Source organism: Pyramidobacter sp. C12-8 (assembly GCF_002007215.1).
Taxonomy (GTDB): Bacteria; Synergistota; Synergistia; order Synergistales; family Dethiosulfovibrionaceae; genus Pyramidobacter.
In genome coordinates, this window is the sequence record NZ_MUHX01000007.1 from 56,574 (window position 1) to 78,173 (window position 21,600).

The following is a 21,600-nucleotide window of genomic DNA, read 5'->3' on the forward strand; positions in this document are numbered from 1 at the left end:
GCGCGGACCGAGAGACGAATCCAGTCCGCGCCTTTCATACGATTTCTTACGGTTTCCCCGCCTGCCGGGCCCTCCCCGAGGCGCGCAGCAGGCGTTCCAGTTCCGCCATGCGCGCTTTCAGTTCGGTCTGTTGGCGAGCCTGCGAAGCCTTCAGTTCCGCAATTTCCTGAGCCTGCGAAGCCTTCATCTCCGCCATCTCGTGCTCCATCGAGGCCACCTGGGCCTGCAATTCGGCGTTCTCCTTCTGCATCACGTAGACGCTGCCGATCGGGCCCTTGCGGTAGCGCGCCGGGATCGCGTCCTTGTCTTCCCTGCGCCCGATCTTCCACGTCAGCCCGGCGTTGGCCATCGACTCGCCGTGGTCGGAAATCGACACGCCGGCGTGAACCATGAAGTCTTCCCTGACGTAATGCGCCACGCCCAGCGCCAGCGCCCACGTGTCGCGGTAGTTGCCGAAGCCGGCCATGATCTGGCTGGGTTCGACGGGATCGTACTGCATCGGTTTCAGTCCGGCGAGCGCGGAGCCCAGCGCGCCGACGTTCTTGACGTCGCTTCGCAGCTCGTCCATCTGGTTGTAAACGCTGCCGAAGTTGTTGTAGATGTTGGTGAATTCGGTGTCGACGGCGCTGAGGGCGTCGCCGACGTTATGGTACGTGCCGCCGCGGATGGTGTAGGCAGGCGCGCTGATCGAGCCGTCGGAATTGACCGTGGAGCCGCCGCCGAAGTGATTGGAGACGCTCGACGAGACGCCCCACAGCTGCGAGCCGTTGACCGCGTCGGCGCTGGTCTGGCTGACTTCGCCCTTGGCGACGTTGGCGATCTTTTTGTTTCCGGCGTCGATGCCGGCCTTGGTGACCGAGGGGCCGTTGTGGATGACGAGGCCGTTGTCGGTGATCGAGGTGCCGCCGGCCGTAAAGGTGTTCGCGGTGACGCTGTTGAAGTTCACGTCGGCTTTCGTGGCGACGGTGACGTTTTTGTCGTCGCGGGTGATGGTGATGTTGTCGCCGCTGGTGAACGTCACCGTGTCGTCGGGATTGACGGCGGCCGGGGGCTGCGCGCCGGGCTTGGTGTCGAGGTTCCAGGAGCCGCCGGCGCCGTCGAGTTCGAGGACAAGGGTCTGGCCCTCGACGGTCAGTTTCAGTCCTTCGCCGGCCTTGAAGGCCGGGGCGGCCGCGGCGCTTTCCATGTCCAGCGCGCCCAGGAGCGCGCCGCTTGAGTCGAAGGCGCGGAACGAGAGGCCGCGCTTGAGCTGGGCGACGTTGACGGCGTCGGTGCCGTGCGTGCCGCCGGCCACGCCGGTGATCTGGCGGCTGGCGACCTGCACGGTTTCCGTAACGAGATTGCCGTTCAGTTTGGTATAAGTGTAATTGTACGGCGTCCGGTTGCCCACGGCGACGGCGTTGTGCGTGGATTTCCAAGCCGGCTCCGTCTGCCCGCCGGCCAAAAAGGCCGTTTCCCCGGCGGGAGTGTCCGCGGTGGCGGCGCTGCCGAGGGCTACGGAACCGGCCAGTTTGGCGTGGGCGCCCCAGCCCGCGGCGAAGGAGTTTTCCGCCGCTTCCTCAGCGACGCCGCCCGACGCGGCCAGGGAGTTCTCGCCTTTCGCCTGCGAAGCGTATCCCATGGCGGTGGAATAGTCGCCGCTGGCGATCGTGTAACTCCCCATCGCGGTGGAAGAGAAACCGCTGGCGGTCGTCCCCTTCCCCATCGCGGTGGAAGCGCCATCGCCGCTGGCGGTCGCCTCCCATCCCATCGCGGTGGAAAATTGGCCGCTGGCGGTTGTTTCCCCTCCCATCGCGGTGGAATAGATGCCGCTGGCGGTCGTTTTCCATCCCATCGCGGTGGAATAGTCGCCGCTGGCGATCGTTTCCCCTCCCATGGCGGTGGAATAGTCGCCGCTGGCGGCCGTTTTCCATCCCATGGCGGTGGAATAGTCGCCACTGGCGGTCGTTTCCCCTCCCATCGCAGTGGAAGAGCCGCCGCTGGCGGTCGTTTGCTGTCCCATCGCGATGGAAGAGAAACCGATGGCGGCCGTCCCCTTCCCCATCGCGATGGCGTCAGCGCCGGTCGCCTGCGAGTCGGAGCCGATCACGACGAGCGCGCCCACGCCCGGAAGGGCGGCGCTGCCGATCTGCAGCTGGTCTCCCGTCACGACGATGCCCCAGCCGGCTTCCGCTGTCGTGACCGCCAGCGCCAGAGCCAGAAGCGCCCGCGCGGCGCAGAATTTTCCCTTCGTTTTCATCTTGATCCGTCTCCTTTGTGTGGCACGCCGCATGGAGCGGCGTACGATATGTTGTCTTTTGACATTTACAAGTTTAACACCCCCCGTAAAGATAACAAATTGTATTCGTCGCGGCGCGGATTTTTCATCGCAAAGCGCGCCGCCGAGGGAGTCGGCGGAGGGCCCGCGGAAGCTCCCGCCTTTCGGGGCGGCGGGGCCGCGGCCGCCGCCCGAGCGACGTTTCGCGCGAAAATCCTTGAACAAATCGTTTTTCAGGAGTAGAGTAAGCGGGAAATCACCCAGAAACGGAGACCTGCCATGAATGTCCTCACCCTCGCGCTTTTGATGAGCTCCGCGGCCGCCGGCGGGATCATCAACACTGTCTGCGGCTTCGGGCTCGGCGCCGTGGCCATGTCCGTCTGGCCTTACCTGATGCCCTACATGCAGTCCGTATCGGTGGTCACTCTCTGCGGGCTGACGATCGATCTGCTGCTGCTGTCCAGCACGTACCGCTTCATCAGCTGGAAAAAGCTGGTGCCGTGCCTGATCTGCGGGATGATCTTTTCCAGTCTGTCGGTCTATCTTTCCGTCGGCGCTGCCGAAAAGGTGCTCGTGCGCTCGCTGGGCGTCATCCTCATCGCTCTGGGCGTGTATTCGGTGTTCTTCAGCGGCCGGATCCGCATCAAAGCGTCGCCGTTCAACGGCTGCATCGCCGGCGCGCTGGCCGGCACTTTTTCGGGGCTCTTCTCCGTCGGCGGGCCGCCGGTGGCCATATACCTCCTCGCGGGGACCGACTCCAACAGCGAATACCGCGCCACGCTGAACGCGTACTTCTGCTTCATCAACGTGAGCACTACGTGGGCGCGCTGGCGCAACGGCATCATCACGGCGCAGGTGCTGCAGGTCTGGCTGCTGCTGGCCGCCGCCGTCGGGCTGAGCATTCTCGTCGGCAACAAAGTCTTCCACAAACTCGACGGGGCGAAGCTGCGCAAAATAGTTTACGCTTACCTGATCTTCTCGGGCGTGCTGCTGCTCTTCCGCTGAGTTTCGAGCGCCGGCGGGGACCGCCCCGTGGAAAGCGGCCTTTGTTTTTTCGCGCTTGAAAAGGCGCGCCGAAAAGCGTAAAGTGGATACATTCCCCTTTAAAAAGGAGTTTTCTTCATGCCGCCTCTTACTTTCGCCGCAGCCTTTTCGGTCAGCCTGATCGGCGCGGTCATCCAGGCCGTCTGCGGTTTCGGCTACGGGCCGGTGAACATGTCGCTGCTGCCCTACCTCTTTCCCTACGCGCAGGCGGTCGCCCTCTCCGGCCTGTGCGGCTCGACGACGGCCGTTTTTGTCGCCGCCAGCAGCTTCAGGTACATCCGCTGGAAGACCGTGCTGCCCTGCGCTTTGACGGCGCTTGTTTTTGCGGCTCTGTCGGTGCAGCTGTCCGCCGGCGCCGCCGACGGGTTCATGGTTCGCAGCCTCGGCGCCGCGCTGGTCGCGCTGGGCGTTTATTCGATCTTCTTCAGCGGCCGCCTCCGCATCAGGCCGACGCCGCGCAACGGAACCATCGCCGGCGCGCTGGCCGGTGCGCTCTCGGGGCTCTTTTCCGTCGGCGGCCCGCCCATGGCCCTCTACCTGCTGGCCGCCACCGACAGCAACGACGAATACCGCGCTTCGCTGAACGCTCATTTTTGCTTCACCGCCTGCATCACCACGTTCATGCGCTGGCGCAACGGGGCCTTTACCGCTGCCACGATCCGCGCGTACGGACTTGTCCTCGTTTCGCTGCTGCTGGGCGCCTGGATCGGCGGGAAAAATTTCCGCCGTCTCGACCCCAAGCGTCTGCGCCTGCTCGTCTATGGCTATCTGATCGCCTCCGGGCTCCTGATGCTCTTCAAGTAAGAAAAAAATCATCTTCCGCCCGAAAGCGTTTCCGCGCTGCGCTCTCGATCGGTTGTTCCACGTGGAACATTTGCTTTCGCAAAAAAAACGGTTCTCCGGCATTCGTCATGCCGGAGAACCGTTTTTTGTCGCCGCGGAATCTCAGCGGCCGTGGCGCGCCAGCCACGTCATGGCGCTGCCGGCGGCCATGGCGGCGCCGCGCCAGAGGATGCTGTCGTCGATCTCGAAGCGCGGGCTGTGCTGCGGCGTGGGGCCGTGGGACGAAGGCGTGTACATGAGCAGGAAGGTTCCCGGCCCCTTGAGCAGATAGCCGGCGAAATCCTCGCCGCCCGTGGTGGGCAGCGGCACGCGCAGGAAGGCTTCGTCGCCGAAGAGTTCGCGCCCGATGGCGACGACTTCTTCGGTCGCCGCCGGATCATTGACCAGGTTGGCGGCGCCGCGCGTCCAGACCAGCTCGGCCGTGGCGCCCGACGCCTCGGCGATCAGCTCCGCCATGTTCCTCATGCGCTCTTCGATGCGGCAGCGCTCCTCCTCGGAAAGGGCGCGGGCCGTACCGTTCATCACGCAGGTGTCGGGGATGATGTTGAAGGCCGCGCCGGGCGTGCGCACCTTGCAGACCGACAGGACCATCGGCTTCGTGGCGCTCTGTTCGCGGCTGACGAGGCTCTGCCAGGCGTCGATGACGCGGGCGGCGATCAGCACGGGATCGACGGCCAGCGACGGGAAGGCGCCGTGACCGCCCTTGCCGGTGATGGTGCACTGCCAGCTGTCGAGGAAGGACATGAACGCGCCGGGATAGAATCCGAACGTGCCCGCCGGCCAGTCGTGCGGCGCGATGGAACCGGCGTGAAGGCCGACGATGAAATCGGTGTGCGGATTCTCGAGGCAGCCGTCGGCGATCATGGCGTTGGCGCCGTTGCCGGTCTCCTCGCCGGGCTGGAAGAGGATCTTCACCGTGCCGTTCAGTTCGTCTTTGTGTTTCATCAGCAAGGATGCCGCGCCCAGCGCCATGGCGGCGTGCGTGTCGTGGCCGCAGGCGTGCATGCAGCCGTTTTTCGAGGCGTAGTCCACCGGCGTCTGTTCCACGACGGGCAGGCCGTCGCAGTCGGCGCGCCAGGTGAAGCACTTGCCGGGACGCCCTTCGATCAGGGCGACGACGCCGTGACCGCCCACGCCTTTGCGGTACGGCACGCCGAGCGAATCGAGCGCCGCGCAGATGTAGGCTTCGGTCTGGGGAGTTTCCAGCCCCAGCTCGGGGAACTGGTGCAGCTCGCGCCGCCAGGCGACGATCTGGGAACTGAGCTCTTTCGCTTCGTCAAGGATCGTTTTCATGTCATTCGCCCTCCTTCGCAAGCCACTCGAGCGCCAGCGCCGCGAACAGCGCCGTGCCGCGCCACAGCCAGCGGTCGTCGATGCGGAAATGGCAGTTGTGCATGTTGTACGCGGGTCCGTCGGGCGGCGGCACGACGAGGAACGCCATGGCGCCGGGAACATGTTCCGTGTAAAAGGCGAAATCGTCGCCGGCCAGCATCGGCTCGTTCACGAACAGCGCGTTTTCGTCGCCGAACAGCGCCGCCGCCGTCTTGTGCGCCGCGCCGATCACCCGTTCGTCGTTCAGCAAGGGCGGAGCGCCGCGCGTGTACTTCACGCCGGCTTTCACGCCCATGCTCTCCGCCGTCAGGCGGGCGATCTCGCCCAGGCGCCGTTCGATCAGGTCGCGCGTCTGCGGCCACAGCGTGCGCGCCGTGCCCACCAGACGGGCCGTCTCGGGGATGACGTTGGACGTCTCGCCGGCCTCGAACTGGCACACGGAGACGACCGAGGGGCACATCGGGCAGGCGTTGCGGCTGACGATGGTCTGCACTCCGGTGACGATCCGTCCCGCCGCCACGACGGGATCGCGCGACATCTCGGGGATGGCGCCGTGGCTGCCCTTGCCCGTCAGGTCGATCTCGAACCTGTCCATGCAGGCCAGCGCCGCGCCCTTGATGAAGTGGAAGGAGCCTGCTTTTTTGCGTTCGCCCGACCCCATCGACACGTGGATCGCGAACGCCGCGTCGGGGACGGGATCTTCGAGGCAGCCGCCGGCCATCATCGCCTTCGCGCCCGCGCCGATCTCCTCGGCGGGTTGGAACAGCACCTTGACCGCGCCGTTCAGTTCGCGCCGGCGCGCCAGCAGCAGCTTGACCGCGCCCAGCCCCATGGCGCTGTGGGCGTCGTGCCCGCAGGCGTGCATGTTTTCGTTGCGCGACGAAAACGATTCGCCCGATTCCTCGCGGATCGGCAGGCCGTCGCAGTCGCAGCGGAACATCAGGCATCCGCCCGGCCGCGCTCCCCTGACCACGGCGACGACGCCGTGGCCGCCCACGCCGCGGCGGTATTCGGCCCCCATGGCGTCGAGCTGGCGGCACAGGTATTCTTCCGTCCGCGGCGTTTCCAGCCCGACCTCGGGGAAGGCGTGGAGCTCGCGCCGCCAGCCGCGGATCTGTTCCTGAAGCGCCTGGGCCTCGTTCAAAACAGTGTCCATTGCGTACTCTCCTTTAGTTTTCATGAAATTCCGCCTGCCCGGGACGGACAGGCGGAACGGCGAATTTACTTCTTGATGATGCCGGCTTTGTAAAGCGCCCGCGCCGTGATGATCGTGCCGAACACGGCGCCGAGGATCAGCGTGGCCGGATGCTGCAGCGCCGGCCTGCCGCTGGCGAAGAGCAGCCCGGGGATGCCGATGCCGGGAACGGCCAGCAGCGGTTCCTTGATGACGCAGGAAACGAACATGGCGCCGAAAACGGCCGGCACGGCGCAGCTCTTGAAGGACGCGACGATGCCGGCGGGCAGCGCGGAGAGCACCGAAGCTCCCGCCAGCGCCGCCAGCGTGACGAAGAACAGGTTGACGACCACCGAGCCCGTCAATCCCACGGTGGAAACGATCAGCGCCTCGGGCGAGCCGCTCTCGGTGCCGACGGCTTCCTGAGCCGCCGCCGAGCAGGGCACGCGCAGGTTGCCGATGTTGCCCGTCAGGAAGGCGATGTAGATGCCCACTTCGCCGAGCACGGGGAAGTAGGAGATCGGTTCGATGAAGTACACGGCGCCGCAGATCGAGACGATCATCAGCCAGGCCTGGAACGCCGCGCCCCAGCCGGGCCACGCGCCGTGGACGAGATAAAGGTACAGGTTCGGGAAGAAGCAGGCCGCGATCACGATCCACAGCGTCGTCACGCCGATGCCGCGGGCCGGACGGTTCCACACGCCGCCGAAAGCCGAAAGTTTGTCAGACATGAGTTTTCCCCTTTCTTCCCGCGATCAAAAAAACGCGGCCACGATCATGCCGGCCAGCATGGCCAGACCGAGATTGTACTCGCGCAGTTTGGGACGCTTCTTCGAGGCGCGGATCAGGACCGCCATGGCGACGCCGGCGGCGATCGTGGCGATCATCGGCTGCAGCGGGGCCATACCCGAGCCGCCCGCGGCGAGCGCCTTGCGGTAATTGCGCAGCGCCTTGCCGATCGTGTCGGCGCTGAGATAGCCGTAACAGCCGGTCGTCGCCGCCACGGCGATCAGAACCAGCCAGCGGGCGTCGCCGCCGCCGAACTTGGCGCGCACCTTTTCCAGATGAGGCGTCAGCACGGCCGCCACGATCAGCCAGCCGATGCCGTTGACCGACATCGTCCACCACGAGGCGGCCAGCGCGTTGAGATCGTATTGGGCCGAGTTGAGCTCGACGCCGTACGCCTGAGCGCCCAGCATCGCCCCCGTCATCTCGATCGGCGCCGAGCCGATGATCGAGCAGCGCAGCCACGCGATCGGCGCGCCCACGGCGCTGATCAGGCCGACCATGACGAGGAACACCGCGAACGACGGCCCCACCGACGAGACCGCGCCCGTCCACAATCCCTTGTACACGTTGCGCCGTTCGAAGCCGATCGCGTCGGCCGCCTTCAGCGACAGCCGGATGTAGAGCAGCGACTGGATCAGCGCCACCGCCACGACGATAAAGCAGAGGAACCACACCACCGCGTTGTTCGCTACCTGAAAAACTTCCTGCGGCATCACAAAACCTCCCCATTAAAGAATAAAAATGATCTCCGCGCCGCGAAAGCGTGACTTTCGAGCGCCGAGACCATTATCCAAATTCTTGTTTTTCTTTTCATCGTTATTTCACGACGAAAAACGATCATGAAATTTTAATATTCCGTTCTCGAAACAATGATTCCCGTCTAAATGAACTTATCAGACAAAGATTCTTCACCAAAATCGTCCATTTGTTTCATCTTCAGCGCCAATTCCACGCAGAAACGGCTTTCGCTGCTGGAAAAATCCTCGCTCAGCAGGGCGCAGATCTTTCCCCAGCGATATTTGAGCGTGTTGTAATGAAGCCCCAGCGCCGCGGCGCTTTTCTTCACGCTCCAGTTGCAGGCGATCATCGTTTCCAGCGTGCGCCGCAGCGTGTCTTCCTTTTTTTCTGCGTCGCAGCGCAGCAACGGCCCCAGCTGCGCCTCGACGAATTCCCGCGCCGCCGGATTCTGAAGCGTCGTACAGAGCACGCGCGGCGCGCCCATACGGTTCCACCAGGCGATGCGGTTGCCGCCGGCCGTCCGCCGCGTCAGCTCCAGCGCCATGCGCGCCTGATTGTAGCCCTTCCAGCAGAGAAACACGTCGCCGCAGCGGCCGCTGACGCCCACGGTGACGGAAAAGCCCGTCTGCGCGGCGATCTGCTCCATCATCGGCGTCAAAATGCATTCCAACTGGCGCTGCTCTTCCTCGAAGATTCCCCGCGAGGAAAGGATAAACGCGGCCGAGTCGCTCATCTCCGCGTAGGGCACGTGCTTTTCCATGCGGCCGATGAACTCGCGGCAGACGGCGAAGATACGCCCCTTCGACTCTTCGAGGACGGCCGGCCCCTGCCCGGCGGCCATGGCGCGGGTGAGGCGGTTCTTGTAGTCGTCGATGTCGCAGACCACGACTTTCTTGGCGCCGCCCAGATCCCAGCCGAACGAACGGGCGCGGTTCCACACTTCGTCCTTGAGGCGCAGGTTGTTCATGAGGATGTCCATGACGAACTCGTTGCGGTAACGCCGCTCCACCTGCGCGCCCGAGCTCCAGCGCTGGAAGAACAGCAGCAGCGCGCCCTTGGCCTGGGTGATGGGGATCTCGTTCCAGGACTCGCGCAGCCGGGACGGCTCCGCGTCGAAAACGAGCCAGGCGGAAGCGGACTCGCCGCAGAGGGCGATTTTCTCCCACGGATAGCGCTTCAGCACTTCCGGCAGCGGCAGCGACGCCAGCGCTTCCCGGAAAGGGCCTGCGTCGGCGCAGAGACGGTCGAAAGAACTTTCCGTACAGCGCAGCGCCAGGTTGAGATGAGTGAAATTGCGCAGCGTTTCCAGCAGATCCTCGAGGCTCGCGCACTGCACGTTCAGGTCGAAAAAGGCCTTCTGCACGGTGCTTGAATAGCGGAGCAGATGCGCCTGATCGCTGATGACGCGCGACTGTACGGGATGGAGGATCTCGGCGAAGGGCATTTCCAGCGGGATGGAGATCAGCGGATAACCGATTTTATCGGCCAATGCCAGCGCCTGCGGCGGCAGCCTGTCGATGTAACGCCCCAGTTTGATGCCCAGGGCCGCCGTGCCGGACTCGCAGCAACCGCGGATCAGCTGTTCCACGTTTTCCAGATCGCGGAACGGATAGCCCGAGGTGATCACGAACTCGCCGCCCTGCGACCATTTATAGCAGTCCGGCGCGTCGCCCACCGTCGTGCGCAGCACCTTGCGCCCCAGCCCGCCGGCTCCGCCCAGCAGGCGAAAGCCCTTGAACTCGGGCATGTTGAGAATGTCCCGTACGGTTACAGCCATTTCCCTCTCCCCCTTGACCGCCGCTTCAGCCTGTAGATTTCGCCGCGGCGGAACTGAGCCACACCCCGGCGACGATCACCAGCCCGCCGAGGATCTGCCGCGCGGAAACCGCTTCATGAAGCACCAGGCAGGAACAGACGATGCCCACCACCGGCACCAGATTCAGCAGCGCCGCCGCAGACGCCGAAAGCCCCGTCAGCGAATAATTGTAGAACAGATAAGACAGCAGCGAACAGCACACGCCCAGAAAGAGGATCGCCGCCCCCGACGAGACCGTCGGCATGATCCAGGGACGCCCCTCGAACGCGGCGAACGGCACGAAAAAGAGCGCGCCGAAGAGCATCTGCCAGGCCGTCAGCATCGACGCAGGATAGCGACCCGCCACCTTCTGAGTGATCAGATTGTAGAATCCCCAGGCGATGCCCGTGGAGATCAGCAGCCAGTTGCCCAGAGCCTCCCGCGGGCCCCGCGACACCGCCGCGCCCGTCAGCAGCGCCACTCCCGCGATGGCGACGAGGATCCCGACGACCTGACGCAGCGGCGGCATCCTTCGGCGCGCGGCGCACTCCATCAGCACCGTGATCGCCGGATAGGAAGCCACGATCAGCGCCGCGTGCGACGACGAGGTCATGTCGAGCCCCAGATTCTGAAAGGAGAAATAGAGCGTCACGCCGAAAAAACCGCTCAGAGCGATTGCCGGCAGATCCTTGTTCGCCGGCCGCCCGCGGCCGCCCGTCACAGCCCTGCAACCGGCAAAAAGCAGCGCCGCCAGCGCGGAGCGCACCAGCCCCAGCTGCAGCGGCGCGATGGTCCGGTAGGCGATCGCCGTGACGATGAACGAAGCTCCCCAAAAAACGACGGCCGTCAAGACCGCAAGATAGTGTCTGGCCATGATCAAAGTTCCGTTCCTCTGTAAAAGAATTTGCGTCCCCACGCGGAGGCAATTTATCATACCACATTCGCCGCTCGCAGCGCCCCCATCCGTCGGCTCCGGCCGTTCCCGACGTACGGACTTTCCTCAAAAAGGGAGCGCTCGCGCAAATTTTGCGATTTAAGGCATTGACCTTACCTGATTTATTTTGCCCGTCCTTTGAAAAAGCGAAAAAAACGGCTTCCTTTTGCCGGGCGACGCTCTTGCGTGGAAAGGGACGGGCGGCTGTGTTATACTATTTTTTGACAAAAAGCATTAACAGAGTTTGCAGGGCGCCCGTCCTTATTAATTGAGAAATAGCATTACAGTGCCCGTGGACGCTTGACAAAAAAGCCCCCGCGGCAGGATTTTTTGCCGCGCGGGGGTTTATCTTTCAGAAAAAGGGGCTCAATAAAAAAATGCCTTCTCCCGTCACGAAACGGCAGGAACCGGAGCTGAGCTGGCGCGTCGGCGTGCCGGTCGGTTCCAATCCGCTGATCCTGCTCGACTTCGCTTCGATCCTCGTGGTCGCCTTCCTGCTCGCCTGGCTGGTGCTGCTTGCCGCGCAGTTTTACTTCGACGGATTCGTTACCGCCGCCCACGTATGGAGCGGCGCCATCGTCGCCTTCGACTTCTGCGTCCTGCTCGCGATCTTCTACGCGGTCGTCTGTTTTCTCGTCATGCGCAACCGCTACGCCGCGCTCTACCGCTTCGACCGCACGGGGGCGCACTGCGACAACCTCAAGTGCTATCCCAAAGCGCTGTCGCGCAAAGCGCTCCACTGCCTCTGCTATCCGATCGAGCCGCCGCCGTTCTCCGCGCGCAGCGTCGAAAAACACGTCGGCTGGGGCGACGTCACCCGCGCCGCCGAGCTGCGTTCCCTGCGCGTCCTCCTGCTCAAGGGGAAACGCGGCACGTTGATGCGCGTCTATTGTCCCGATCGGGAAAGCTACGCCGCCGCGCTCCGCTTCGCCGAAGCGAAGATCGCCGCCGAACGAACGCCGACCGGCGGCCAGTGAAACCGGCGGCGGAGGCCCGGCGCCCGGACGCCTGTCGAAAAAGCGCGCCCCGTAAAGAGCGCATGAGCGCCGCCCCGTCCCCGGGACACGGCGCGCCCCGTCAGCAAAAAACGAGTGCGGATGGCTGGATCGTGCGCCAGTCATCCGCACTCGTCGTTCCCGCGCTTATTCCGCGGCGAGGACGTGGACGGCGTTGCCGCTGGGGACCAGGATCGACAGGCCGTTCATTCCCGACTGTTCCTGCAGCCACCTTTCGGCCGACTGCATGTCGCGGAAAACCTGCCCGGGAAAAGGCACGTTCTCGCGCGAAGTCACCAGAGCCGCGGGGCGTCCCCGCATTTCCAGCACGGTGCGCAGGGCGATGTAGCCGGGGATCGTGAACGCCGTTTCCATGTGGCGCATAAAGGCCGACGCGTCGTGCAGCGAACTGCGCAGCGAGGCCTCGAAATCGCCGGGGCCGAGGCTGTCTTCCAGATCGGCGACCAGCACGATCGGCGCCCCGGGCTCCAGGGCCGCCAGCGGCGAAAACAGCGCCTTGGTGGCCTGGTAAAGATCGAGATCCAACGGAAAGCCGCCGCAGGAAGAGACGGCGCGCGCCGCCCGGCGCGGGATCCACAGCGAGGCGAAGGAACGGCTCGTCTCGCAGCCCGCCTCCCACGCCTGCCAGATGTCGCCCGCCACCCACGCCGCCGGCTCGCCCACGCTGTCGGCGATCGTGTTGAGGACGAAGCATTTTTTGCCGCGCAGCGCCAGATCGGCGTAAGCGCGCTGATCCTGCGCCATCGGGTTGTGTTCCAGCAGGCCGCTGTCGGTGGCGGGATTCAGTCCGCCGTCTTTGAGACAGTGGTTGTGATTTTTGACGATCGAAAGGCGTCCGGAAACGCCGGGCATGATCATCTTGCGCCCGCCCGAAAAGCCGGCCATGTCGTGGAACGTGATGCCGCCCACCAGCACCGCCAGATCGGCGGCGACGAAGGCCGGATCGAGCGTGACCGGCGTGCCCAGCGGCGTGACCAGCCCCGTGTCCACGACGTCTTCGCAGTCGTGGCTGAGCCAGCGGTCGCCGGACATCATCGCGCCGCCGAAGACCAGTTCTTTGTCCCGCTCTTCCACGGCGCGGTGCTGTCCCGTGGCGACGATCCACGTCACCTCGGCCGATTTGTTGACGGCAAGGCGTTTTCTTACCGCCGCGTTCATCTCGGGGGCGCGGCACCAGCCGCGCGTGACGTCGGGCACGACGATGGCGATGCGGCGGGAGTCTTTCGCCAGTTCTTCCAGCGAGGGAGAACCGATGGGGCGGTCAAGCGCCTCCTCGACGGAGCACGACGCGCCGCACAGGCCGCGGCCGCGCGGCTGCGGGACGATATAGTCATACGGGCTCTGCCAGCGCTGCACGCCGCGGCCCATCTTCACCTCGTAAGTTTTCATGGCGGACTCCTTGCGACAGAAAATTTTGTCTCATTATAGTCTCATTTGAGCTAAAAGGTCAATCATCATTTCAAAAATAAATTTCTGTACATAACGCTGATTCCCGATAGAATGTGTTAGCATGGTTTTTTAGGCGCTGCGAGGGAGTTCAGCCGCTCGGAACTGCCGCGCAGCGCCCTCGTGTTCGGTTTTTTCGATCAAGAAATAGTATCAAAGCGCGCTGCACCTGCATTTCAACTGAACTGGATCTGATACGCATGAAGCGCCGCATTCCCTGCGTTGGGGAATGCGGCGCTTCATGCGTTTAGCGGCGATGGTTCCAATCGCGCGTCGCGTATTTATTTTCGATCAGGTCCTCCGCCAACGAAAGCTCGTCGTCAGTCAAGTCGTCTTCCACGAAATGAGCGTCCAGATCGCGCTCCAACGCGATGAAGAAGCCTTCTTTGAACGCGTCAAAGAGCTCGTTCCACGGAAGCGGGCGGCCAGTGAGATGGCGTATACTCGTCGCTTTTTCAAGAAACGTCGCCTTGGCCCGTTCCAATCTCCGAGGGTTTTCGTCCTTCATGGTTGCAAAAAGCATCTCCGGATTCAGGTCGTTGAGCACTGAACCATGCTGGAGTACGGAGCCAAAGCGACGGGCTTGGGCGCTCCCAACAATTTTTTTGCCGTCCGCTTCAAGCTCCCAGACCGAAAGGGCGTCGAAGCAGGCCGCGGAACTTCCCGGTTTACCGCTTCTCGGCGCCGGATGACTCATCGTTACGGGCAAATCGAGTATCCGAAAGCCTTCGGCCAGTCCTCTGGAAAGCACGCGATACGAGTCAGTGATGCTGTCGGGCAACGGGCACCCCTCATGAGGCATAACGATGCTGTAGGTCAATTCTTGGTCGTGAAGAACGGCGCGGCCGCCGGTGAGACGGCGCACGACGTCGATGCCGAGATGAGCGCAGGCGTCGAAGTTCACGTCGCGTTCGGCCTTTTGAAAATACCCCAGCGTGAGCGCAGGAGGCCCCCAACGGTAAAAACGAAGAGTCGGCGGCACGCGTCCGGCGGCGCAACAGGTCATAACGGCCTCGTCGATCGCCATGTTCCACGCGCCCGAATGGATTTTGGTATCAATGAATCGCCATTTCATGAGGGCACCTCCTTGTTTCCTTGCCGGTGACGGGCGTCAGATCGTTCAGGTCTGTCTGAGCAAATAAATGCGTTTCTTTCAAGGCCTGGATGACCTCTGAGTTTTTCAGCGGGCGAGGGTAGTTGTACATCACGCCGTGTCCGGGATTTTCGTTGTAGTAAGGACGGTTGCAGTCGCGGCATCCCGCCGTCTCAAACGCTTCGCCGGAGGATAGGACTGACAGCAGTTCTTTTATGTCTCCGTCAATGCCAGAGAGTCGCCCATTCGAAAAAGACATGTCGGAAACGCGCCGACGTTTCGTTTTGATCAACCAGTTTGCCAGCTGAACGCGACGGTAGCGTCCGGCCTCGGGGGGCGGGCACTTCGCCATGCGCGTGCCGCGCAGAGGCGTGAAGGCGAAAAGCCCCACGGTGACATTCAGGTCGTGCATGTTTTGTATCGCGGCGATCACGTCTTCCTCCGACTCTCCAAGACCGACGATGAAGTGCGTGGTGATTCGGCCGGGGTAGCGCCTCGCGCACTCGGTCAGGAGTTGGACCTTGCGAGCGTAGCCCGTGCCTTTCACCTGATCATGAAGGGATTGAGTAGCGGCGTCAAGCGCAATGCTTACTCGCGCCGCCCCGCTTCCCATCAGTCGATCGACCTGGCTGGCGGAGGTGATATTGGTCGAGACGCTGACGGGGAGCGATACTGCGTTCGTCACGGCTTTGAGAATAACGAGGGTGCGCTCAAAGGAACCGGCGTTCAGGGTAACCTGAATGCACGCACGGCGAATAGTCCCGCCTCGAGCGGCGGTGATAAGGCCGCTGAGAACGTCTCCTAAGTCATAAACCGGCCAGATAACCCTTGAGAGATGATCTTCTCCAGTTTCGGCCTCTCGCGCCTGAGCGCAGAACGCGCAATTGTGCGCGCATCTGCCGCCCGTATCCATCAGATACGCTGTGGTGGGAAGCGCGTCGGATTTAAGACGCGCAAGACCAAGAACAGCTGCGGTGCCGATTGACAGACGTATCTTCACAATACGCAGCACTCCTTCCGGTCGATCAGCTCAAGGCCGAGCGAGCGCGCCAGGCGCAGCGCCGGCGGCGTGGGATTCACAAGACGGTTGAGGCCGCTGGCGACGGCAAGCGTGTCAAGTTCGGCTCTGTAGCGTCCTGCCGGGCGCATGCATCCAAGATTGATCGATTGGCGCGGGAACAGTTCCCGCGCGCGGGCAAAGACGTTCGCGACATCCTCAAGCGGAGGCGGCTGGCGGTCGGCAAAAGCCGTGCCGGGGGTCGGTATGAGAACGATAAAGACCAGCGCGTCAGCGCCAAGTTCGGCGAGCACGCGCAGCGCGTCGTATTCGCCACGCACCTGACCGCCCCAGAGGCCGACGCAAATGTGAGGGACGACCCGGGCTCCAGCGGCGCGCAGCCGGCGATAAGTATCAATATAATCATCTCCGGTACGCGTCAGACCAAATACATCACGGATAGTCCGATTGTCAGTCACCATATCGAATGAGATCCGATCGGCGAGCGGCGCTAAAACGTCGATCTCGGCCTGGCTGATGAGGCCGGCGTGCACGTTGATTTTCAGCCCGCGGCTCTTAAGCCGCATTACGAGTTTTTCCTGGCGGGCGACTTCAACCTTGCCGGCCGGCGTGCATCCGCCCGAAAGGAGACAGCTGGTATAGCGCCCCGTCGCGAGAGCCGCTTCAATTTTTTCAATTGGAGTCATCCCCTCGAGGTAGTGCCCACCGCAGTGAGCGCAGTTGAGAGCGCACTTCGCGCCTGTAAGCGAAACGGCGAGCGTGGAGCCGGGACGATCGCAGATCAGCTGCGGCGGAAAATGCGAGCGGGCCGTGTTCCAAGCGCGCTCGACCGCGGCCCTTGCTTTTAGCGAAAGTCTTGTCAATTCGTCGGCGGTCATGGCGGCGTTCCTTTCAGTCATATCTCTGCAGAAACATTTTATTTATTATAGCACGGCCGCTCTCCTCTCATACTGATTCTTGATAGAAAGCGTCAACATAGTTTTCCGGGGACTGCGAGGAAGTTCAGTCGCCCAGAACTACCTCGACTGCCGCGCGGTCCGCGCGGCTCTCTTTGTGAATCTCCCTCGCAGCGCCCTCGTGTCCGGCTTTTTGTCCGAGAAATGGGTATTGAACGTTCCGCTGGCGGTCACGCATGATCCGGCGGAACGTTTTTGATTTCCGTCGGCGCCGTACTATAATGTGCACATCAACGTTTTTCAGGAGGACGCCATGGAATATCGCATCACCCGCACCGTCAGAAACCAGCCCCGCGTCAGCTACGCGCTCGGAACGGAAACGCCGCCCTGCGAAGTGGACTGCGGCGAAGGCGTCAACGTCGAACTGGCTTCGCCGGCGGCGCGTCGGGCCTTCGCGGCGCTCGATTTCAACATGTGCGCGTCGTATCCCCACGCCAACGGACTGAAGGAGGCGATCGCCGCCTATTGGAAGGATCATGCCGCGCTGGGAAACGAAAACATCGTCCTCACCGAAGGCTCCGTCAGCGGTCTGTATCTCGTCAACCGGCTGTTTCTGGAACCGGGCGATCGCGTGCTGGGTGGCGCTTCGCTGTTTTTCGAGTACGGCGCCGACGTGCGTCTGCACGGCGGCTTTTTTGAGACGGTGCCGCTGAAAGCGGAGGAGGATTACCGTTTCAGCGCCGCGCGTTTTGCGGCGGCACTGTCGCCGCGCTTCAAGCTGGCGGCGTTCGACAATCCCAACAATCCGACGGGACAGGCGGTCCCGCCCGCCGCGCTCGAGGAGATCCTCGCCGCGGCGCGGGAGGCGAACGTCTGCGTGCTCGTCGATGAAGCCTACGGCGATTACGTGCCGCGCGGGCGTTCGGCCGTGAGCCTGTTCGACGCGTACGACAACCTGCTCGTCGCCCGTTCCTTCTCCAAGGGATTCGGGCTGGCGGGGCTGCGCGCCGGCTACCTGCTCCTGCCTCCCAAGCTGGCCGCGGCGGCGAACACCCTTTCCAATCCCTATGCCGTGTCGTCGCTCTCGCGCCGCGTGGCCGCCGCCGCGTTGAGCGAACCGGAGTTCCTGGACGAGCTGCGCGCCCGCACCGCCGCCGCGAAAAAAAGCCTGATGCGGCCGTGGCGGCATCTTTCTTTCGCGCATACGACCGACAGCGTGGCGATCTGCATGGTCGTCCACGCCGACTCGAACGTCGACCTGGTGCGCGAGTTCGCCCGCCGCGGCGTGCGTGCCGTCTCCTGCGAAGGCTTTGCGGGGCGCAACGCGGCGCGCCTGCGCGTGCCTATCGGGCCTCGCCTCGAAAAAGTCCTGACGGCCATGGAACGGATCGACGCGGGGCAATAGAGCGAGAGGACGCCCTCGGGCGTCTTTTTCTTTGCGCGCCGAACGGCGGCCTTGTCAGCGGGAAATAAAACTGTTATGCTTTTCGTAATCGAAAGGCCGCGCGGCGCTTTGCCGTTTGGGGAAGCGCCGGCCTTCATGAAAGGAAAAGGGAAAGAAAATGGAAAACGACGAACTGAACGTGACGAACGCGCCCGAAGCCGCGGCGAAGCGCAGCGCTTTCGAGATGACGCTGGCCGACTGGGAGCGTTTCGTGCAGGAAGAGCTGGACATGCCGCGCTACACGGCCGATCAGCTGTGCCAGTGGATCTACAAGAAGAAAGTTTTCAGCTTCGGCGCCATGACCAACCTGTCCAAAGCGCTGCGCGAGCGTCTGCCCGAGCTGCTGGAGATCCGGCTGCCGAAACTGGCCAAGCGGCAGACGGCCGCCGACGGCACGCGCAAGTACTTATGGCGGCTCGACGACGGCGAGTACGTCGAGTCGGTGCTGATGGACCACGGCAACCATTACACGGCCTGCATCTCCTCGCAGGTCGGCTGTCCGCTGCGCTGCGGGTTCTGCGCCACGGGGCAGCAGGGCTTCAGGCGCAACCTCAGCGCCGGCGAGATCGTCTCGCATTTCGCCGCCATGGAGTCCGACGTCGGGCACGATATCAACAACGTCGTCTTCATGGGCATGGGCGAGCCGCTGCTCAATTACGAGAACGTCGTCAAAGCCGTGCGCATGTTCCTCGAGCCGAAGATGCGGGGCTTGAGCGTGCGGCACGTCACCATCTCCACGTCCGGCATCCCCGAGGGCATCCGCCGCCTCGCCGACGAAGGGCTGGACATCTACCTGTGCCTGTCGCTGCACGCGCCCAACAACGAGCTGAGGTCGCGCATCATGCCCGTGAACGAGCGCTTCCCGCTCGGCGCCGTGTTCAGCGCGCTCGAATACTGGCAGCAGAAGACCGGCGTGCGCCTCACCATCGAGTACGTCATGCTCAAGAACGTCAACGACACGCCGGACTGCGCTTACGAGCTGGCGACGCTGTTCTCGAACCTGCAGGTCTACGTGAACCTGATCCCCTACAACCCCGTGGCCGGCACAAGATTCGCCCGCCCTTCGGCCAGCCGCATCGCGCCGTTCATGAAGATCCTCAAAGAGCTGAACGTGGAGTGCGAAATGCGCAAGGAGCATGGGACCGACATCGACGCCGCCTGCGGGCAGCTGCGCGGCAAGACGGTCAGTTAAATGAAGCCCAATCCTCTCGGCCCGTCGGCGAAGGTCATGGCGCTCGCGGCCGCGCTGGCGCTCGTCGTCTGCACCGTCGTCCTCTGGGGCGTCGTCGCCCGCAGCGGCAAAGTGACGCGCGATTCCGCCGAACTGGCGGCGCAGATGCGCCTGATGGCTCCCGAACCACGATGGAATGACCGCCTGAACCGCGCGGCGCTGGAGAAGTCTCTGCGCGCGGCCCGTCCCGATCTGCCCGGAAACGTCCAGCTCTGTTTCGTCGCGCCGTGCTGGGCCGTCGTGCACCTTGCCGATTCCTCGCTGCTGCTGCGCTGGCAGCCTGAAGCGGCGGATTTCGGCTGGACCGAACTGGACCGGACGCAGCGCTGAGGGCCGCGCGGGAACCCCGCGAAGCGAGCTGCGCCGTTCGCTTTGTGGATTTTCCTCGCAACGTCTTGAGTTCGCCCCGAATCAATAAAGAAACAGCATGACATTATCACTGAACAGCGACACGTCAGTTGAGGCCCCGACTTATTATTTCAAAAATCGATAATGAGAGGGGAAACTATCGCACACTTCTGGAGACAATGAAATGACTATACCTCTTTATTATCAAATTTATCGCGATTTACAGTACAAGATCTGCGAAGGACTCTATAAGCCGGGGGCAATGCTGCCGACAGAGGCCGATCTCGAGAAAATTTACGGCACCAGCCGCGCCCCGGTACGACAGGCTCTGGGGGCGCTCGAAAACGAAGGGCTCGTTCTCCGCCTCCAAGGCAAGGGGACTTTTGTCACCAAGCAGGTGCGCACACACCCTTGGTTTACCGCCACAGGCTTTGTGAACGTGTATGAGCAGTATTGGGACCGGCTTTCAACCCAAACGCTGGAGATCTCCCTGAAGGTCCCGCACGATCGGGACATCCAAACCTTCCTGAATTTGGGCAAAAAGGAGCAAACGACTTATTTGATCCGCAGCCAATGTATCGAAGAAACCCCCGTCTTCGTCTTTGAACATTATCTTCCGCAGCGTTTTGACCTCTCCATTTTCAAAGCGGCAGGAGATTTTATCTCCATGAAGGAGATGCTGACCTCTAAATTCAACACCATGATCTGCCGCGTTCACGAGAAACTTGCCGTTCGTATCCCGCCTAAAAAGATCACGGATTATTTGCAGGTCGCTGAACACACGCCGGTTCTAAGAGTTCGTCGTTTCTTCTCCGACAACCAGAGGAAAGCCGTGTGGGTGAGCAATCAATACGTTTTTACTGAAAAATGGGAATACGAGATGGATTCCACGCTTAACTATTGACGCTCGTAATCCGGGCATTCTGCCGGCACGCGTAAAGCACGCCTTAAAACTGTTGGGATGGCGCAAACGGTCACGTTTACGCCATCCCAACAGTTATTTTATACTATTTCTCAATTAATACTATTTCTTAATTAAAAGGCCGAACCCAAGGGCGCTGCGAGGGAGATTCGCAAAGCGAGCCGCGCAGACCGCGCAGCGGTCGAGGGAGTCCTGAGCGACTGAACTCCCTCGCAGCGCCCGGCAAACTATGTTAACGCTTTTTATCAAGAAATAGTATTACAAGGTTTTACGAAAAGTCCAGCCTTTCCGGTCTAAGCTCCAAACGCTTGTCCAAACTCAGCCGATTGATTTCCCGCGCCCGGTGGCAGGCGACAAAGTGGCGGGGGCGGAGCTCGTCGAGCCTGGGCGTTTCCCGAAAGCAGCGATCCTCGGCATGAGGGCAGCGTTTCGCAAAACGGCATCCGTCGCCGAGCCCGACAGGCGAGGTGATCTCGCCTTTCAGCAACGAACGCTCCTTCTTCGCTCCGATCACCGGTATGGGGACGGCGGCCAGCAAGGCCTGCGTGTAGGGATGCAGACGGACGTTGAACATTTCTTCCGAATCGGCAAACTCCACCATGCTGCCCAGATACATGACCATGATATCGTCGGAAACATGGCGGACCACCGACATGTCGTGGGTGATGAACATATAGGTGAGGTTCATGGCTTCCTGAAGATCCTGCATCAGGTTGATGATCTGCGCCTGAATGGACACGTCCAACGCCGACACGGGCTCGTCGCAGACGATGAACTTCGGTTCCAGCGCCAGGGCGCGGGCGACTCCGATGCGCTGCCGGCGTCCGCCGTCGAGCTCGTGGGGATACGAGTTCGCCAGGCGGCGCGCCAGGCCGACGGTATCCATCAGTCGGGCGACGTGACGCGCCAGTTCGCGCTCAGTTCCGTGTTTCTTATAGATCAGCAGAGGCTCGGCGATCAGCTGGCCGACGGACATGCGCGGGTTCAACGACGAAAAGGGATCCTGAAAAATCATCTGCATGTCTTCGCGCAGATCTTTGAGCCGATGTTCGTCAACGCGGCTGATGTCCCGCCCTTCAAAGACGATCGTGCCGGATGTCGGTTCCTGCAAATGGATCACGGTACGCCCCAACGTGGATTTGCCGCAGCCCGATTCGCCCACGACGCCGAGAGTCTTGCCCCGTTCGATGGCAAAGGACACGCCGTCCACGGCGTGCAGCAGACCGCGGGGCGTCTCGAAATACTTTCTCAGATCGACGACTTCAAGGATCGCAGACATG

Annotated in this window: 19 protein-coding genes; 7 read left to right on the plus strand and 12 right to left on the minus strand. The window is 62.6% G+C overall.

Translation table 11 applies throughout. The annotated features are described in order from the left end of the window. Window positions 1-46: 46 nt before the first annotated feature. The gene (locus tag B0D78_RS04070; RefSeq protein ID WP_168169997.1) at window positions 47-2,239 is read right to left on the minus strand and encodes a YadA-like family protein; all 2,193 of its coding nucleotides are present in this window, start codon (window positions 2,237-2,239) and stop codon (window positions 47-49) included. A gap of 297 nt (window positions 2,240-2,536) precedes the next feature. Between B0D78_RS04070 and B0D78_RS04080 the strand changes: the two genes are divergently transcribed. After that, window positions 2,537-3,262 (plus strand): sulfite exporter TauE/SafE family protein, encoded by a 726-nt coding sequence (locus tag B0D78_RS04080; RefSeq protein WP_078015715.1) that lies wholly within the window; start codon window positions 2,537-2,539, stop codon window positions 3,260-3,262. Between the two features lie 117 nt (window positions 3,263-3,379). Further along, the gene (locus tag B0D78_RS04085; protein ID WP_078015716.1) at window positions 3,380-4,105 is read left to right on the plus strand and encodes a sulfite exporter TauE/SafE family protein; all 726 of its coding nucleotides are present in this window, start codon (window positions 3,380-3,382) and stop codon (window positions 4,103-4,105) included. Between the two features lie 141 nt (window positions 4,106-4,246). Here B0D78_RS04085 and B0D78_RS04090 read toward each other — a convergent pair whose 3' ends face one another. From B0D78_RS04090 to B0D78_RS04115, 6 genes are all read right to left on the minus strand, one after another. After that, window positions 4,247-5,437, minus strand: a complete 1,191-nt coding sequence (locus B0D78_RS04090; protein ID WP_078015717.1) for a M20 metallopeptidase family protein — start codon at window positions 5,435-5,437, stop codon at window positions 4,247-4,249. A 1-nt stretch (window position 5,438) separates the two neighbouring features. Beyond that, window positions 5,439-6,632: a M20 metallopeptidase family protein gene (locus B0D78_RS04095; protein ID WP_168169998.1), complete on the minus strand. Its 1,194-nt coding sequence runs from the start codon at window positions 6,630-6,632 to the stop codon at window positions 5,439-5,441. A 65-nt stretch (window positions 6,633-6,697) separates the two neighbouring features. After that, window positions 6,698-7,381, minus strand: a complete 684-nt coding sequence (locus B0D78_RS04100) for a hypothetical protein (protein WP_078015719.1) — start codon at window positions 7,379-7,381, stop codon at window positions 6,698-6,700. 24 nt (window positions 7,382-7,405) lie between these two features. After that, window positions 7,406-8,152 carry a DUF5058 family protein gene (locus B0D78_RS04105; RefSeq protein WP_078015720.1) on the minus strand — a complete coding sequence of 249 codons (747 nt, stop codon included), beginning with the start codon at window positions 8,150-8,152 and terminating at the stop codon, window positions 7,406-7,408. 167 nt (window positions 8,153-8,319) lie between these two features. After that, window positions 8,320-9,954 (minus strand): PucR family transcriptional regulator, encoded by a 1,635-nt coding sequence (locus B0D78_RS04110; protein ID WP_078015721.1) that lies wholly within the window; start codon window positions 9,952-9,954, stop codon window positions 8,320-8,322. 25 nt (window positions 9,955-9,979) lie between these two features. Continuing rightward, complete coding sequence (locus tag B0D78_RS04115; protein ID WP_158606280.1) at window positions 9,980-10,846, minus strand: DMT family transporter; 867 nt, start codon at window positions 10,844-10,846, stop codon at window positions 9,980-9,982. A 437-nt stretch (window positions 10,847-11,283) separates the two neighbouring features. On the opposite strand from B0D78_RS04115, the gene B0D78_RS04120 reads away from it, so the two are divergent. Then, window positions 11,284-11,883 (plus strand): hypothetical protein, encoded by a 600-nt coding sequence (locus tag B0D78_RS04120; protein ID WP_078015723.1) that lies wholly within the window; start codon window positions 11,284-11,286, stop codon window positions 11,881-11,883. A 165-nt stretch (window positions 11,884-12,048) separates the two neighbouring features. On the opposite strand, the gene B0D78_RS04125 is transcribed toward B0D78_RS04120, so the two are convergent. The 4 genes from B0D78_RS04125 to B0D78_RS04140 form a co-directional block, all read right to left on the minus strand. Further along, a complete protein-coding gene (locus B0D78_RS04125) occupies window positions 12,049-13,311 on the minus strand; it encodes a lactate racemase domain-containing protein (RefSeq protein ID WP_078015724.1) in 1,263 nt (420 codons plus the stop codon). Window positions 13,312-13,615: 304 nt separating this feature from the next. After that, window positions 13,616-14,443 carry a lipoate--protein ligase family protein gene (locus B0D78_RS04130; RefSeq protein ID WP_078015725.1) on the minus strand — a complete coding sequence of 276 codons (828 nt, stop codon included), beginning with the start codon at window positions 14,441-14,443 and terminating at the stop codon, window positions 13,616-13,618. After that, window positions 14,424-15,461: a radical SAM protein gene (locus tag B0D78_RS04135; protein ID WP_078015726.1), complete on the minus strand. Its 1,038-nt coding sequence runs from the start codon at window positions 15,459-15,461 to the stop codon at window positions 14,424-14,426. The genes B0D78_RS04130 and B0D78_RS04135 overlap by 20 nt, the downstream gene beginning before the upstream one ends. After that, complete coding sequence (locus tag B0D78_RS04140; protein WP_078015727.1) at window positions 15,458-16,357, minus strand: radical SAM protein; 900 nt, start codon at window positions 16,355-16,357, stop codon at window positions 15,458-15,460. The genes B0D78_RS04135 and B0D78_RS04140 overlap by 4 nt, the downstream gene beginning before the upstream one ends. A 331-nt stretch (window positions 16,358-16,688) precedes the next feature. Between B0D78_RS04140 and B0D78_RS04145 the strand changes: the two genes are divergently transcribed. From B0D78_RS04145 to B0D78_RS04160, 4 genes are all read left to right on the plus strand, one after another. Next, entirely contained in the window at window positions 16,689-17,780 is a 1,092-nt protein-coding gene (locus tag B0D78_RS04145; RefSeq protein WP_078015728.1) for an aminotransferase class I/II-fold pyridoxal phosphate-dependent enzyme, read from the plus strand. A 157-nt stretch (window positions 17,781-17,937) separates the two neighbouring features. After that, window positions 17,938-19,011: a 23S rRNA (adenine(2503)-C(2))-methyltransferase RlmN gene (rlmN, locus tag B0D78_RS04150; RefSeq protein ID WP_078015729.1), complete on the plus strand. Its 1,074-nt coding sequence runs from the start codon at window positions 17,938-17,940 to the stop codon at window positions 19,009-19,011. After that, window positions 19,012-19,380, plus strand: coding sequence for a hypothetical protein (locus B0D78_RS04155; RefSeq protein WP_078015730.1), 369 nt, complete (start codon window positions 19,012-19,014; stop codon window positions 19,378-19,380). Between the two features lie 202 nt (window positions 19,381-19,582). Further along, window positions 19,583-20,302 (plus strand): GntR family transcriptional regulator, encoded by a 720-nt coding sequence (locus B0D78_RS04160; protein ID WP_078015731.1) that lies wholly within the window; start codon window positions 19,583-19,585, stop codon window positions 20,300-20,302. Between the two features lie 286 nt (window positions 20,303-20,588). On the opposite strand, the gene B0D78_RS04165 is transcribed toward B0D78_RS04160, so the two are convergent. Beyond that, on the minus strand, window positions 20,589-21,599 hold the full coding sequence (locus B0D78_RS04165; RefSeq protein ID WP_078015732.1) for an ABC transporter ATP-binding protein: 1,011 nt from the start codon (window positions 21,597-21,599) through the stop codon (window positions 20,589-20,591). Window position 21,600 lies beyond the last annotated feature (1 nt).